A 14801-nucleotide genomic window follows, 5' to 3' on the forward strand; every position below is an offset into this window, starting at 1 on the left:
GTGATTCCTGCCAAAGTGGGCCAAGTTGTACATTTTGAGGAATATGCACAAGTCTGTGCAGATGCGATGTATTGAAGTTAAGGCCAAAGTGTGAGGTAGGTCAATAGGTGGAAGAAGATTTCAACTCGTCAACGTTGACTGAGTGGCTGGACAGCCGTGTCCAGGGACGGAAGCTCGCGGCGCGCCAAATGCAGGTGATTGGCATCCTCCGATCCCAGCCCCGGCTTGCGTCCTACGGCTCGGTCAGCGACATCGCTGCCGTGGCCGCATCCAACGCCTCCACCGTCACCAGAACCGCGCAAACACTGGGATTCAAGGGGTGGGCCGACTTCCAATTTGAGCTGCGTTCACGGTTCCTGGCGTCTTTGAGCGCAGTGGAGGTTGCGGCCGAGCACAATGGCCACATCAGCAGTCCTGCGCAGGCAGCGGTGTCCACTGACCGTGCCAATTTGGCCCATTTTGAGCGCACTTTGGACACCGATGCCGTCCACAATATTGCGACGGCGATTGCCGGTGCACGGCAGACTTTCATCGTCGCGGCAGGCAGTTACGCCATCCCCGGCAAGGCGCTGGAGCACAACGCCATCATCGCCGGATACAACGTCCGGCTCCTTGATGCCGACGTCGCTGCCCTCACCAACGCCATTGCACGGCTTGGTGCAGAAGACCTGGTGATCGCCATCAGTCTCTGGCGGGTATACGACAGCACCATGCGCGCCGTGGAGATCGCCCACAACCTGGGCACGCCCATTGTGTCCATCACGGACAGCGCCGGCTCGCCCGTAGCAGTGCACGCTGATCACAGGATTGTGGTGCCCACAGAAGGCGCGGGTTTCTTCCCGTCCCTGACGGGTGCCGTTGCCGCGGTCCAGGCGATCGCCGTCGAGCTTGCTTCCCTGGACCGCGAACGCTCCAACCAAAACATTGCTGCCTCGGAGCGGACGTGGGACCAGATGCGGATCATGCACCCGCGCTCGACGTCCTAGAGGGTCACGAGGCAACGCAAATTACGACGCCGGCACCTCCTGGGTGGGCAAGTCACCGCCGATGAGGGCCAGGTTTTGGATGACGGCCAGGCCGAACTGGGCAGTGTCGTTGGTGGACACTGTGGGAGCCTCGTCCACCGGCTGGAGCACAGAGGGCGGCAGGATGGTCCTCACAGTGAAAGCCTCGGCGTGGTTCAGGTTTTCGCCACCTTCGGCGAAGCTTTCCCACGCCAAACCTGCAAGCTCCGGAGAACCCAGCCGGGCGGCAGCGTAGGCCGTGAGCCTGCTGTGCGCCTGGGTGAGGTAGATCCCCGCCAGCGGCTGCCCAACCTCCGCGATCTGTTCCGCCGGGGTGGCCAGGAACAGCCGGCAATACTGCATCCAGGCTTCTTCGAAGTCCTTGTCGTCCACCAGGCTGATGAGTTCGCTGCAGATTTCCACCAAGCCGAACACGGCGCTCAGGTGCGAGACGCTGATGACCTCCCTGCCGGCGTCGAACCTTCCCTTATCCAGGTCGTAAAGCGCCTCGCCGGTGAGGAACCCGTACTTCAGTGCTCCGATGTCTGCCATGGTTCCCAGCAGTCGATCGCGGGAGCGGGGGTTGCCGGTGCGTTCCCAATCAGTGAGCCAGGTGGCAGCGAGTGAACCCCAGTCAGTACCGAGCCCCACACCCAAGGCGCCCCGGTCCGGACGGTAGGTGTCGGCGTCGGGACGTACTTTGCGGACGGGGTCCAGTCCGAGGAAGTTCTGGTCGCTGTCCACCAGCTCGGTGAGGAGATCGCCCGTGCGCTCATCCGCCGTGAGGTAGTAGTAGAACCGCCGGTAGGCCGGGGTGCTGATGCGCAATTGCTTTGCACTGCAGCCCCAGTGCTGCACATTGTGTCGGGAACCCAGGCCGCGCCAGGGGCCCAGATGGTAGACGTCCACCTCTCCGGTGTGGCGGGTCATGGCCTCGGCATAGCGGAACACATCTGCGCGGCCGCTGCGCAGGTACATGTACCACAGCCAGAGGTCCGGCGAGAGTTCGGAGTTGTCCCACGCGTAGCCGCCAACGTCGTAGCGCCACACGTGCCGGTCGGTGTCGTAGGTGTGCATCACATCGCCGTAGTTCCAGAACCCGTACCAGCGGCGCTGCTCCGTTTGGCCTTGGTAGAAGCGGAACAGGAAGTTCAGCTTGTCTTCCAGCTCCGCCCGCGCGGGGGTGCTTCGGTCCACCGGAGCCCAATCGCCGAAGATTCCGGCCGCGTGCAGGTACTCCGGCGAGGGTTGCAACAGCGGGGGAGTGGACGCAGCTTTCGCGTCCGCAGCGAGGGATTCCGTGCTGGGAGTGGCCTCGTAGGCGAACAGCGTCAGCTCATGCGTCCGCGCGATCCCGGTGGGGTTCCCGAAGCCCGGTTCGTAGTCCTCATACGTGATTTCCAGACCCTCAAGCTGGTCCTCGAACGTGTCCTGGCCCAGGCCGTCGTGGTAGAACCGGAGATCCATGGGCTGAGCTTCGGGGGAGTACAGCCACGCCGTCATTGTCGCTTCCGAGGTGGCTGCACCGCGGATGTCCAGCTGGCCGGGATGTGACTGCCAGAAATCCCGAATGCCAATGCCCAGCCCGCCTCCCAGATCACTCACTGAGCAGAAACCGGCCGATCTGGTGCCGCCGGAAATGCCTACCCAGCCGTGGCCCGGGGCGGTTCGTTTGCGCAGCTCAAAGCCGTCTGCGGTCAGTTGAGTGAGCGTGTAATCGTTCCAGCTGGGGATGAGGTGGAGGCGCTCGGAGACCAGCGGGCTCCATTCCTCGAGCGGCGGCGTGGGCCGGCCAGCGATCTGCGCCGCACGAACAGCATCGCCAGGGTCGCGCCGCAATCCGGTCAGCCCGCGAACAGCCTCAACCAGGAAGCCCCCGTCCGCGCCTGCGATCCGGACATGCCGATCATGCAACCCGCTGGCCAGTGGGACGGTGAATTGGACGCCCAACCCTGCCAGGTAATCCTGTTCAGCGTCGCCATCCCAGATGAACGAGTGCATCATCCTCACGCTGCGGGCGCCGGCGAAGAAATAGAAGCGGACGGTGAAGGGAAGCCATTCGCGCTGGCCGGCGTCGGCCCGGTGGCGCCCTTCCACCCTGACCACCACGCGAACCGGGCCGCGCTGTTCCACGGTGACGCTGGAGATCCGGCTGGTGAACGCGTCACGGGTGGTGCTGCCGGCGCCCTCGGTCTGGCCGCGCTGCAGCAGGCTGACCAACCGGGCGTCCTTGGCCACCACGGAACCATCGCGGGTCAGCTTGCTGAACAGGTTTGCGCCCGAACGCTGCAGGACCATGTCCAGGGATCCGGTGGAGACAGTCACGGACTGCTCCGTCTCGGTGACCGTCACTTCCGGGTGTTCGACGGCGGATGCTGGGCCGGCGTCGCGGGTTTCCGTTGCATGGGGCGTGACGGTATACGCCGACGCAGGCTGATCCGTAGCGCCCAACGCAATGCCCGCCCACTTGAGGGAGCCATCCGGCCAGGTGGCGAGCGGCCAGGTCTGGGCGGGGACGGTGCTGCCGCTGGCGTCGTGGACTTTGAGGGCGGCTGCATCTGGAACGGTACCGCGCTGGAACGGCATCCCCCATGTGGTGCCGCCGCTGAGTCCTGCGGGCGGTTCGCCATCGATCCACCTGATCGGGGCGTGCTGAGTCATGATCGAGTCCACCTAAGGAGTTGGGAAAACGCTTTCTTGAGACGTTTCAATAACCTACCCGCGTGTGCCGCGGCCCGCAAGGGGTGCTCGAACCCTGGTCTGAAAAGTCGTTGACACCCACCATGCCCGGCGGTATCGTACAACCAAATGGTTGTAGATCAGCTCAGTCGCTCACCCGAAAAAGACGTCGCCTTGGACCGCCTGTTCCAAGCGTTGGCCGACGCCACCCGCAGGGACATCGTTGCCCGGGTGACGGCAGGGGAGTACTCGGTCTCCGGGCTGGCTGCGCTCTACACCATGAGTTTCGCGGCCGTACAGAAGCATGTTGCGGTCCTGGAACGGGCCTCCCTGGTGACCAAGGAGAAGCGTGGGAGGGAACAGATCGTGCGGGGAAACCATGATGGATTGCAAAAAGCCCGGCATCTGTTGGACCACTTCGAAATGATCTGGCGGCAACGAGCCAGCCGGATCGCGGACATACTCGCTGAAGACGACGAAAGGGATCTGCCATGACTGTGGTCAGCGTAAACAAGGACGTTGCGGCACTGAGCTTCACCATTGTTGCTGAATTCGACGCAGACGTGAAGCGCGTCTGGAGGATCTGGGAAGACCCCCGGCAGCTCGAACGCTGGTGGGGGCCACCCACCTGGCCCGCCACTTTTGAGACCCACGAGTTCAGCGCCGGTGGCAAGGCCGCCTATTACATGACAGGCCCAGATGGGACCAAGGCTCGCGGTTGGTGGAAATTCACTATCATCAATGCCCCTGACCACTTGGAGTTCGACGACGGTTTCGCCGACGAGCACGGCGAGCCCGTGGACGAGCTGGGCATCACCCACGCCATCGTGAAGCTCGAACCTGTTGGTGACCGCACCCGGATGACCCTGACCTCCAGCTTTGAGTCCGAGGAGCAGATGCAGAAGATGGCGGACATGGGCATGGAAGACGGGATGCGCGAGGCGATCGAGCAGATCGACGCCGTACTTGCGGAGCCGGCCAACGCCTGACGACTGAACCAAAAGCAAAAAGAAGCCGACGACGGCGGGTGCCTCCCGCCGTCGTCGGCGTATGGTTTAAGTCCCGGCCGCCTCTCGAAACGGACCAGTGTCATGGCGCGATTGATCATCATGGGGCCTCCGGGTTCCGGCAAGGGCACCCAAGCCGAGCACATCGCGAGGCATTTCGGCATCCCCGCCATCTCCACGGGTGACCTGTTCCGCGCCCATGTGAGGGACAAAACGGAACTCGGCCTGGAAGCAGGCGAGTATATGGATCGCGGTGAGTTCGTGCCGGACCACGTCACCACGGACATGCTGAAGCAGCGCATGGAAGAATCCGATGCCACCGACGGGTTTCTGTTGGACGGCTACCCCCGGACGGTGATCCAGATCGGCGCCTTGGACGAGATGCTTGCGGTTCGCGGAAAGCCCCTGGAAGTTGTCCTTGCGCTGACTGCCTCGGATGACGAACTGGTTGCCCGGATGCTCCGGCGAGCCCGGGAACAAGGCAGGAGTGACGACAACGAGACCGTGATTCAGCGCAGGTTGGAGTTGTATCGGGACGAGACACAGCCCGTGGTGATGGCTTACTCCCAGCGCGGGATCCTGCTGACCGTGGAGGGGTCCGGCGAGAGGGAAGCGATCACCGCGGCTGCGATTGCGGCCGTCGAAAGAATCTTGGCGCCCTAGCCGGTTGCTGCCGGAAGTTCGGCGCCCAAGGCGCGGAGATATGCCGCGAATCCCTCCGGTGCCCGGGCCTGCAGCCGCCCGGAGGTCACCACGCGGGTAGTGTCCGTTGCAGTGACGGCGAAACCGTGGCTACGTAGCCGATCCACCAGGACGTGGTCCTCATGGGCCCGCAATGTGGGAAAGCCACCCACAGCGAGATAGGCGGAGGCGCGGATGCCCAGGTTTGCCCCATAAATGTGGGGATGGTCCTCGACGAACGGGTGCAGTTCAAGCCACCTGCGCAGAATGGCAGGCTCCACGTCCCCGGGGTCGGGCTCAACGGATCCGAGGATGGCATCGGCTCCGGCGTTGGCGAGCTCCACCTGACGCACCAGCCACTGCTCCGGCACGGTGGAATCGGAGTCCGTGGTGGCCAGCCAGATCTTCGCGGTCTCCTCTGCGGGCAGGCCGTCCAGGGAGGCGCGAATGCCAAAGTCGCGGCTGGCGCCCGTGCTTCGCAGTTCCACATTGACGGCCCCGAACCGGGAGTCACCCGCGACGTAAGCGGCGGTGATGTCCGCCGAGCGGTCCGTGCAGCTGTCCAGGACTACTGAAACTGAAACCGGTACTTCCGGGTGCTCCTGCTGCAGGGCATCGGCGGCCGTCTTCAGCGCCACGAGTGCCGAGCCGATGTGCCGGTCCTCATTGTGGGCCGGCATCACCACCGCAACGCTCATGATGGTGCGTGGATCCGGCATGGTCATGGTGCCTCGTCCGGAGCAACAAGGACCTCCAGGATGAAGTCCTTCTCCCGGTACAGTCCACGCGTGGGCCACGCGAGTTGCCTGCGGGCCATGGTGTGGACCGCCTCGGCATCGAGCGTCCAGCCGGAGATCGGGTGCCGCCAATGGCACAGCAGCAGCGTCCCTCCCGGACGGGTGGATGTTTGAATCCGTGCCAGGAGTTCGGTGAGTTCTTCCGGTGAAAGGTAGTAGCCCGTCTCGGACAACACCACGAGGTCGAAAGTGCCATCGGGCCACTCATGCGGCATCGTCAGATGTTGTACCTCTGCCGACGGGAACGTCGCGAGCCGCCGTTGCGCGTGAACCAGGGCCGCGGTGCTGGCATCCACTCCGAGGAAATGCCGGCAACGCTGGGCGAGTTCTTCGCTGAGCGTGCCGATGGAACAGCCCAGTTCCAGCCCTGACTCATAGGATTCGTCAGGGAGGGCCGCCAGGGTCAGTGCCCTTTTGCGTCGCTCGTACCAGCTGGTGGCATAGTTCCAAGGATCCTCTTCCCTGGAGTGGACCTCGTCAAAAATCCGCCCGGCATCTGCTGAGGTGTTGGAGCCCGCCTTTGGAGGATGCCAGGCGAACGTTTCCCAAGGCCTTTCGAAGTGCTGCAGGAACGTCTCCGACAACAACGTTTCGTCGCCCGGATGCTCTGACAACGGCTCTGTTTGGGAGGCGTGCGCGCGCATGGCGGCCGCCTTGGCTTGCTGAACTTCCTGGCTCAGGGGCACACGAACCCAGTCTTTCCACGTGTTGTCCTCCAGTCCTGCCCACAGCCAGTACCAAATGGGGTATTCCAGCAGGCCATGGCCGCCTTCTGATGCGACTTCCGCGGCGACAGTGCCAAGGGCATCGTGATCCGTGTGGCCATCCGAACGGTAGGGGGCCACGATCACCACGTCCTCGGCCCGCTGCCCCGACGCCGCCTCGCGCACCGCGTCAGCAATGCTCGCCGAATGTGCCGCCAGTTGCCCGTCCGGCAGTTCCAGGAAGCGCCACGTGGAGCCCGGAACCAGCCCGGACACTGCCGAGTGGAACTCCTCGAGCCGCACAGCGGCAAGTTGTTCCGGCGTCGTGGTTTTCGAGTCCGGGTGCGACGCCTCGCCTGCCGTGCACAGCAGCACTTTCACTGTGGCTCCGGCCGAGTTCAGCGTGGCGAGGAAGCCGCCGGCCCCCAGGGTCTCATCGTCGGGGTGTGCGGCCAGCACAACAAAGGTCATGGCACGCAGCTCGCTCGTGTCCAGCGGTAACTCCGGAAGGGCGGCCACGTCGGAAGCGGCCCATGCCGTCTCGGCCGTACCCGTGTCCGTGTGCGAGAACGTCACCATCTCCGGTCTCCCTTCAGAGTCAGCGCACCCAGTTGGGCGTCATCCCGCATGGCGTGGTGCTGCCGGATGTACAGCGACAGGTCAGCCATGCGTTTTCCGTACACCTCGTTGAAAGCCAGGGGGCCGGGACCCAGATTCCGGGTTACCACCGTTTGGACGCGCTCGACGGCGGCGGCAACAGTGCCGCGGACGCGCAGGGCTTCGCTCCAGGCGCTGGAGCCCTCCGGCGCTGATCCGTCCGGGCTGGAGCCGTCCGGGCTGGAGCCGTCCACACTGGAGCTTTTCGCGCTGGAGCCGGACAGCTCCCCGGCGTCGATCCGTTCTGCTGTTTGGGCGAGATATCCGGCGACGGACGTGATGATCCTGTCCACCTCGCCGAGGGAAGCAAGGGCGATCTGGTCCGGTTCCCTGCCGTTTTCTGCAGCTTTGGCCAGCGCGGCCCTGAAGTCGCGTGCCACGGCCACGGCTCCGCCCAGCCAGCATGCTGCCACGCCCATGCCTCCCCATGCGAAGCCTGGGCGCTCAAAATACCAGGCGGCGCCGCCAACGGGTGCCGCTGAAACATGGTCGAAGTGAACGGTACCGCTGGGGATTTCCCGCAGCCCCCGGCTTGTCCATGGCGGAGTTTCGCAGGAGACCCCGGAGTCTTTCAGGTTGACGGCGAAAGCGGTCCTGCTGTTGTCCTCGGGCACGTGGGCCGTGATCACGGCACCCTGCAAATGTGAAGCGAGCGAACACCACGGCTTGGACCCGTTGAGCAGGTGATTGCCGGCGTGGTCCCGCTTGGCTTCAAGTTTCAGCCCAGGGCCCTCCGCGGCGAAAACTCCCCAAGCCCCTTCTGGGTCCGTCCCTGTGCCCGATTGGGCGAGAATCGCCACCGCGTCCAGATGTGGTTCAAGCACCCGTCCCGCGGCCACATCCACGGCCGTGACGGAAGCCAGGAGTTCCCAGAGCTTGCCGGTACTGCCCTCGCCAGGATGCGGGGCTGTGTGGCCGATGTCCTCGGAGATGGCCAGCAGTGCCGGCACGTCGCCTACTGCTGCCCGCACTCTTTCAAGGACGGGCTCGAGCGCTTGCAGTTGGACGGGTTCGGAAGAGATGCGGACGGGCTGGGGTGCGGTGTCGCTCATGAAGCCAAGCCTAAACTAAGGAGCCTTAGTGTGTGCGCACCAATGGTGAACAGACGACGGCAGGAGGGGGCGTCGTCGTACCTTTTGGCTGTTCGCTGAAGCGGTGTGCGGCTGTTGTGCCGGGGGCCTGCGGCCAGTGAGGCAGCGTGCGGCCGTTGTGCCGGGGGAGGTGCGGCGGGTTCTTTCAGGCAGCGCCGTGCCCGGCAGGTACTTCCTCTCCGGCCTTCACAGGTCCCGGCGGAGTGCCGTCGCCAAACGGTCTGCCGCCCAGTGATTCCCGCCCATGCGGGGTCAACCAGCCGGACAAATCCGGGCCGGCGGGGACAATCCGGGTGGGGTTAATATCCTCGTGCACCATGTAGTAGTGCTGTTTGATCTGCACAAAATCGATGGTGTCCCCGAAGCCCGGCGTCTGGAACAAGTCCCTCGCGTAGCCCCACAGTTCCGGCATTTCGCTGAGCTTGTTGCGGTTGCACTTGAAGTGTCCGTGGTACACCGCGTCGAAGCGTGCCAGTGTGGTGAAGAGGCGGACGTCGGCTTCGGTGATGGAGTCGCCCACCAGGTAACGCTGCCCGCTGAGCCGTTCCTCAAGCCAGTCCAAGGCGTTCCAGAGCCGGGTGTAGGCGGCGTCGTAGGCTTCCTGTGATCCGGCGAAACCGCACCGGTAGACGCCGTTGTTGACCTCGGTGAAGACGCGCTTGTTAACCTGGTCGATCTCCTCGCGCAGGTGTTCCGGGTACAACTGCGGTGCCCCGGGGCGGTGGAATGCGGTCCATTCTGTAGAGAAATCCAGGGTGATCTGGGGGAAATTGTTGGTCACTACTGCCCCGCTGGGGACGTCTACGATTGCGGGAACCGTAATACCGCGCGGGTAGTCCGGGAACCGGCGGAAGAAGGCTTCCTGCAGCCGTTCGATGCCCAGCACGGGATCCTTGCCGTCGGCATCCAGATCAAAAGTCCAAGACCGTGCATCATGGGTGGGACCGGGCTGGCCCAGGCTGATGACGTCCTCCAGGCCAAGGAGCCTGCGGACAATAACGGTCCGGTTGGCCCACGGACATGCCCGGGCAGCGATCAGCCGGTAACGCCCGGCCTCCACCGGCCAGCCGGGCTCGCCCTGCGGTCCTGGTGTGCCGTCGCGGGTGATCCGGTCCTCGATGTAATTGGTGTCCCGGGTGAATTCACTGCCTGTGACGTAGGCGCCCCGGGTGCTGTGCTCTCCGGCCGTGCGGGTTTCCTGGTTCATGGGTTCAGCCTATGTTGCCGGTCCTGCGGACCGCGATCATTGTGGCGGAGCGCCTGTTCCCCAACGCGCTCCACCCCCATGAAAGTTCCCGTAGGTCTCAACATGAAGCGCATCTTCACAGCTTTTGTCATGCTTGTCACATCCTATTGTCATTAACGGTGACAAGTTTCGTAGCTTTGAAGGGTCAGCATTCCCGAGCCCAAGGATCACTCATGCCGCAACCCAATGATTCCGCTACCGTTCCCACCGACTCGCACAGCCCGCCGGGTAAGAACCCGGGAAAAGGTACCTCCAGGCCAAGCTTCCTCAGCAACCTCGGGGCGGACCTTCCCGCCTCCCTTGTAGTTTTCCTCGTCGCACTTCCCCTTTCCCTGGGCATCGCCGCTGCTTCCGGAGCCCCTGTCATGGCCGGGCTCATCGCCGCAGCCGTCGGCGGCATTGTTGCAGGCAGCCTGGGTGGCTCCCCACTGCAGGTGAGTGGCCCCGCCGCCGGCCTGACCGTCGTCGTTGCCGGTCTCGTCGACGAATTCGGCTGGGCGGTAACGTGCGCCATCACGGCCGCTGCCGGCGTCGTGCAATTACTGATGGGTGTCAGCCGCATAGGCCGGGCCGCGCTGGCAGTGTCGCCTGTGGTGGTCAAGGCGATGCTCGCGGGCATCGGTATCACCATCATCCTGCAGCAAATCCACGTGCTGCTCGGCGGCCAGGCTGCTGGGTCCGCCGTCGAAAACCTGACCGCCTTGCCAGCGGCCATTACCAACGTCGAGCTGCACTCGGCGCTGTTGGGCCTGGCCGTGGTGGCGATTCTTCTGGCGTGGAAGTACCTCCCTTCTGCGGTGCGGAAAGTCCCCGGACCGCTGGCCGCCGTCGTCGCGGTAACGGCAGTGTCCGTTGCAGTGGCGCCGGGCGTTGAGCGCATCAGTTTCAGCGGCTCCATCTTCGACGCAATCGCCCTGCCAAGCCTGCCCGATGGCAACTGGCGTGCAGCGGGCATGGCCGTCATCACGGTGGCACTCATCGCGAGCATCGAATCGCTCCTGTCAGCGGTCGCCGTCGACAAAATGCACGGCAGCTCGCGCACCAACCTCAACCGTGAACTGGTGGGGCAGGGCTCGGCCAACATGGTATCCGGCATGCTCGGTGGCCTGCCGGTGACCGGCGTGATCGTCCGCAGCGCCACCAACGTTGAAGCGGGTGCCGCCAGCCGAACATCCGCCATCCTCCACGGCGTCTGGGTGCTGGTGTTCTCCGCTCTGTTCGCCGGGCTCATCCAGCTCATTCCCTTGTCCGTGCTGGCCGGCCTTCTGCTGGTCATCGGGGCAAAGCTCATCAAGGTTGCCGATATCCGCACCAGCCTCCGCACCGGCGAGCTCCTGGTTTACAGCGTCACCCTGGTGTGCGTGGTGGTCCTGAACCTGCTGGAAGGCGTGATGATTGGCCTGGCGCTCGCGGCCCTCTGCGTGCTGTGGCGTGTGCTCCGGACGCAGATCCACGCGCATGCGCCCGCTGGCCCGGGTCTCCCGTGGCGCGTCACCATCGCCGGATCATGCAGCTTCTTCGCGCTGCCCCGGCTCAACCGCGTCCTCCACTCCGTTCCCGAAGGCCAGGACGCTGTGGTGGAACTCAACGCCGACTACCTTGACCATGCCTTCCGCGAAGCGTTGGTCGCCTGGCAGAAGCAGCACCGCAACACCGGCGCCTCGGTGGTTCTGGAAGAACACGGAACCACCGCATTCACGGATGCCGAGGACAACACCCCGCAGCGACAGGACCCGCGCGAATTCCCGCTTCCGCCGCGCACGTCCTGGTTACCGTCCAGTGACCGCCCAACAGCGGACGACGACGGCGGGCAGTTGCCGCTGCGCTCGATCCTCCTGGGCATCGACAAATACCATCGCCGGCACGCGGACAAGGTCCGCCCCCTGGTACAGGACCTCACCGAAAGCCAGAACCCGGACACGCTGTTCGTGGCCTGCGTCGACTCCCGGGTCAACCCAAACCTCATCACCAGCAGTGGCCCCGGTGATCTCCTGACCCTCAGGAACATCGGCAATGTGGTGTGCAGCGATGGCCGCGATGCGTCGATCGACTCTGCGCTGTCCTTTGCGGTCAAGGCACTGTCCGTGGATTCGATCGTGATCTGTGGCCACTCAAACTGCGGTGCGATGAAGGCCGTGATTGCTGACGCCCAAGGTTCTGCACCCGCCCTTGGTGCCGGCTTCGATTCCTGGCTTGAGCATGCGCGGCCAAGCCACTCCGCTTTGCTGGCAGGCCATCCTGTGGCTTTGGCCGCTGAAGCCCAGGGATACAGCAACCTGGATCAGCTCAGCATGGTGAATGTTGCGCTGCAGCTCCGGAAGCTGGAAGAGCACCCTGTCACGGGACCGGCCCTTGCCTCCGGTCGGGTACAGGCCACCGGTCTGTTCTACGACATCGCCTCGGCACGGGTGGTCCTGGTGACTCCGGAGGGCATCGAGCATTTGGATCCGAGCATGGCGCTTCGCTCCTAGTCCCGCCCGGGCCGCCGCCACCGACTGTGGGCCGCCGCCACCGACTGTGGGTGGCCGCCACCGACTGTGGGTGGCCGCCACTGACTGTGGGCCGCCGCCACCGACTGTGGGCCGCCGCCACCCACTATGGGGGGCCGCCACCAACTGTGGGCGGTCGCCACCCACTATGGGGGGGACAACAGCCCCGACACTCCTCTTTGACGGCGTGTCGGGGCTGTTTCATTCTTAAAGTGGGTGGTGGAGGCCCGGGACCCACGTGGAGCAACGCGCGGATACCCGGATTCACAACCACGATGTCCGGCAGGCGCGTGCTGAGGTGCGAGGAGGTGGCGGAACATGAATGCCGGGAACAACGCCTTCAGGCGCAGGCTTGAACGCGGTGCCGAACTGCGGGCAGTGCGGTCTTGGGGCGGGAGTGCGGAAGAAGACGCTGAGCTTGAAGCCGCGGACGCCGAAGAGCGGGAAAAGCGCCGCAAAGTGGACGACGCCGCCCGTGTTGAATACCTGATCCGCGATGCCATGAACCAGGGCAAGTTCGACAACCTCAAATACGCCGGAAAACCCATCCCCGGGCTGGGGGAACACTACGACCCCGACTGGTGGGTCAAGGGCCTCATCCAGCGCGAACGCCTCAGCGGCATCGGCCCACCTGCCATCCTGCTCAGAATCGAAGACGACGACCTCGATGCCAAGCTGGACCAGCAATACACCGATAAACAGGTCAGGGACATCCTTGAGGACTTCAACAAACGCGTGATCGAGGCGCGTCGGCAATTACAAGGCGGCCCACCCGTGATCACCAAACTTCGTGACGTGGACGCAGAGCTGGAACGGTGGCGCAATCGCAGGTCCGCCGCGGCTCCACCTGAGCCAGAAACCGGACCGGTGGCCAAGCGGACGTGGTGGCAGCGGATCTGGAACGGCACGGGATGACAAATTCTGCTGGATCATCGGCCACCTCGTCACCGGAAAACCCCGCCATCCAGAGGGTTGGAATTGCTGCGCGCGCGAATGATCCAGCAGAATTTGGCCGCAACACAACAGCAGCCGACGGTGGGACTATCGATCCACCGTCGGCTGCTCTAGTTTTGGGGTGATGTCAGGCGAAGCTGTCTTCCTTGGCGCTGGACCGGGCTTCCTCGAGAGTGGAAGGGGCAGGCTTCCTGCTGATCAGCGAGGAAAGGTGCGCCTGCTGCTGCCGGAAGTGCCCGTGGGCGGTGAGTCCGAACTCGTAGGCCGACTCCGCATGCTGGGTGAGGTCCACACCAGTGACTTCGTGCTCGTGAGTGACGCGGAAACCGATGGTCTTGTGGATGGCACGGCCAATGACCAGGGTGCCCAGGCCGGACAATGCGATGGTCACCAGCACGGCAACGGTCTGTGCGATGAGCTGTTGCGGGCCTCCACCGTAGAGAAGACCACCGGCAACACCCTCCTGGGGGAACGCGATGAAGCCGAGGGACAGCGTGCCGATGACGCCGGCGCCGAAGTGCACGCCCACCACATCCAGGGAATCGTCGAAACCGAACTTGTACTTGAGGTCCACGAACACTGCGCAGGCAGCGCCGGCCACCAGGCCCAGGCCCAGTGCGGCGAGCGGGGTGATGTTGGCGCAGGACGGAGTGATGGCAACCAGGCCGGCAACCACACCGGACGCTGCACCCAGCGAGGTGGGGTGTCCGTGGCGGACCTTCTCCACCACCAGCCAACTGAGCATGGCCGCTGCGGGAGTTACCAGGGTGTTGACCCAGATGAGGCCGGCCTGCTCAGCCGTTGTGGCGGCGCCACCGTTGAAACCGAACCAACCGAACCACAGGATTGCCGCGCCGATCATGATGAACGGGACATTATGCGGACGGTGGTTGGGGTCCTTGGCGAATCCGTGACGCTTTCCCACGATCAATGCGAGGACAAAAGCGGCGGTTCCGGAACTGACTTCAACCACAGCGCCACCGGCAAAGTCGATGACCTGTCCGAAGATCTCGGTGAGCGCGCCACCGGCACTCATGAGCCCGCCGCCCCAGACCATGTAGGCCAGCGGGCAGTAGACAACGGTGACCCAGATGGGAACGAACACTGCCCAGGCGCCGAACTTGGCGCGGTCGGCGATTGCGCCGCTGATCAGGGCAACGGTGATGATGGCGAACGTTGCCGCGAAGCCTGCCTTGATCAGGTCCGGTGAACCGATGAGATCCTGCAGGCCGAAGTGGGCAAAGGGGTTGCCGAACAGGCCGAGGAAGCCGTCGCCGGTGGTCATCGAGTAGCCCCACAGGACCCACACGACGCCGACGATGCCCGCCGAGATGAAGCTCATCATGATCATGTTGAGCGCAGCCTTGGCGCGGGTCATGCCGCCGTAGAACAGGCCGAGGCCCGGGGTCATGAATAGCACCATTGCCGATGACAACATCAGCCAGACGTGTTGCGCAGAGATCTCCACCTGCGTTCCCTTCTGATCAAGCCT

General features: G+C 64.2%; 12 protein-coding genes. 6 read left to right on the forward strand and 6 right to left on the reverse strand.

Annotation, left to right across the window (positions count from 1 at the left end; genetic code table 11):
• Nucleotides 1-107 precede the first annotated feature (107 nt).
• Nucleotides 108-986, forward strand: a complete 879-nt coding sequence (locus tag BLW08_RS10820; protein ID WP_091325028.1) for a MurR/RpiR family transcriptional regulator — start codon at nucleotides 108-110, stop codon at nucleotides 984-986.
• Nucleotides 987-1007: 21 nt separating this feature from the next.
• Here BLW08_RS10820 and BLW08_RS10825 read toward each other — a convergent pair whose 3' ends face one another.
• Nucleotides 1008-3665 carry an exo-rhamnogalacturonan lyase family protein gene (locus BLW08_RS10825; protein ID WP_091325083.1) on the reverse strand — a complete coding sequence of 886 codons (2658 nt, stop codon included), beginning with the start codon at nucleotides 3663-3665 and terminating at the stop codon, nucleotides 1008-1010.
• A 147-nt stretch (nucleotides 3666-3812) separates the two neighbouring features.
• On the opposite strand from BLW08_RS10825, the gene BLW08_RS10830 reads away from it, so the two are divergent.
• The 3 genes from BLW08_RS10830 (at nucleotide 3813) to BLW08_RS10840 (ending at nucleotide 5353) form a co-directional block, all read left to right on the forward strand.
• On the forward strand, nucleotides 3813-4178 hold the full coding sequence (locus tag BLW08_RS10830) for an ArsR/SmtB family transcription factor (RefSeq protein WP_090823357.1): 366 nt from the start codon (nucleotides 3813-3815) through the stop codon (nucleotides 4176-4178).
• A complete protein-coding gene (locus BLW08_RS10835; protein ID WP_091325029.1) occupies nucleotides 4175-4672 on the forward strand; it encodes an SRPBCC family protein in 498 nt (165 codons plus the stop codon). The genes BLW08_RS10830 and BLW08_RS10835 overlap by 4 nt, the downstream gene beginning before the upstream one ends.
• Nucleotides 4673-4774: 102 nt before the next feature.
• Nucleotides 4775-5353, forward strand: a complete 579-nt coding sequence (locus tag BLW08_RS10840) for an adenylate kinase (RefSeq protein WP_091325030.1) — start codon at nucleotides 4775-4777, stop codon at nucleotides 5351-5353.
• Here the strand turns inward: BLW08_RS10840 and BLW08_RS10845 are convergent.
• The 4 genes from BLW08_RS10845 to BLW08_RS10860 all read right to left on the reverse strand — a co-directional run bounded on the left by BLW08_RS10845 (nucleotide 5350) and on the right by BLW08_RS10860 (nucleotide 9827).
• The gene (locus BLW08_RS10845; protein WP_090823510.1) at nucleotides 5350-6090 is read right to left on the reverse strand and encodes a glycosyltransferase family 2 protein; all 741 of its coding nucleotides are present in this window, start codon (nucleotides 6088-6090) and stop codon (nucleotides 5350-5352) included. The two genes, BLW08_RS10840 and BLW08_RS10845, sit on opposite strands and share 4 nt — an antisense overlap.
• A 2-nt stretch (nucleotides 6091-6092) precedes the next feature.
• Nucleotides 6093-7451 (reverse strand): bifunctional PIG-L family deacetylase/class I SAM-dependent methyltransferase, encoded by a 1359-nt coding sequence (locus BLW08_RS10850; RefSeq protein ID WP_091325031.1) that lies wholly within the window; start codon nucleotides 7449-7451, stop codon nucleotides 6093-6095.
• Nucleotides 7445-8581, reverse strand: a complete 1137-nt coding sequence (locus BLW08_RS10855; RefSeq protein WP_091325032.1) for an acyl-CoA/acyl-ACP dehydrogenase — start codon at nucleotides 8579-8581, stop codon at nucleotides 7445-7447. The genes BLW08_RS10850 and BLW08_RS10855 overlap by 7 nt, the downstream gene beginning before the upstream one ends.
• Nucleotides 8582-8765: 184 nt before the next feature.
• Nucleotides 8766-9827 carry a glutathione S-transferase family protein gene (locus BLW08_RS10860; protein ID WP_090823367.1) on the reverse strand — a complete coding sequence of 354 codons (1062 nt, stop codon included), beginning with the start codon at nucleotides 9825-9827 and terminating at the stop codon, nucleotides 8766-8768.
• Between the two features lie 212 nt (nucleotides 9828-10039).
• On the opposite strand from BLW08_RS10860, the gene BLW08_RS10865 reads away from it, so the two are divergent.
• Both BLW08_RS10865 and BLW08_RS10870 read left to right on the forward strand, forming a co-directional pair.
• Nucleotides 10040-12337 carry a SulP family inorganic anion transporter gene (locus BLW08_RS10865; protein ID WP_090823370.1) on the forward strand — a complete coding sequence of 766 codons (2298 nt, stop codon included), beginning with the start codon at nucleotides 10040-10042 and terminating at the stop codon, nucleotides 12335-12337.
• A 336-nt stretch (nucleotides 12338-12673) separates the two neighbouring features.
• Entirely contained in the window at nucleotides 12674-13270 is a 597-nt protein-coding gene (locus BLW08_RS10870) for a DnaJ family domain-containing protein (RefSeq protein WP_091325033.1), read from the forward strand.
• Nucleotides 13271-13436: 166 nt separating this feature from the next.
• Here the strand turns inward: BLW08_RS10870 and BLW08_RS10875 are convergent, their stop codons facing one another.
• Nucleotides 13437-14777: an ammonium transporter gene (locus BLW08_RS10875; RefSeq protein WP_091325034.1), complete on the reverse strand. Its 1341-nt coding sequence runs from the start codon at nucleotides 14775-14777 to the stop codon at nucleotides 13437-13439.
• Nucleotides 14778-14801 lie beyond the last annotated feature (24 nt).

The organism is Arthrobacter sp. cf158, from assembly GCF_900106835.1.
Classification (GTDB): Bacteria; Actinomycetota; Actinomycetes; order Actinomycetales; family Micrococcaceae; genus Arthrobacter.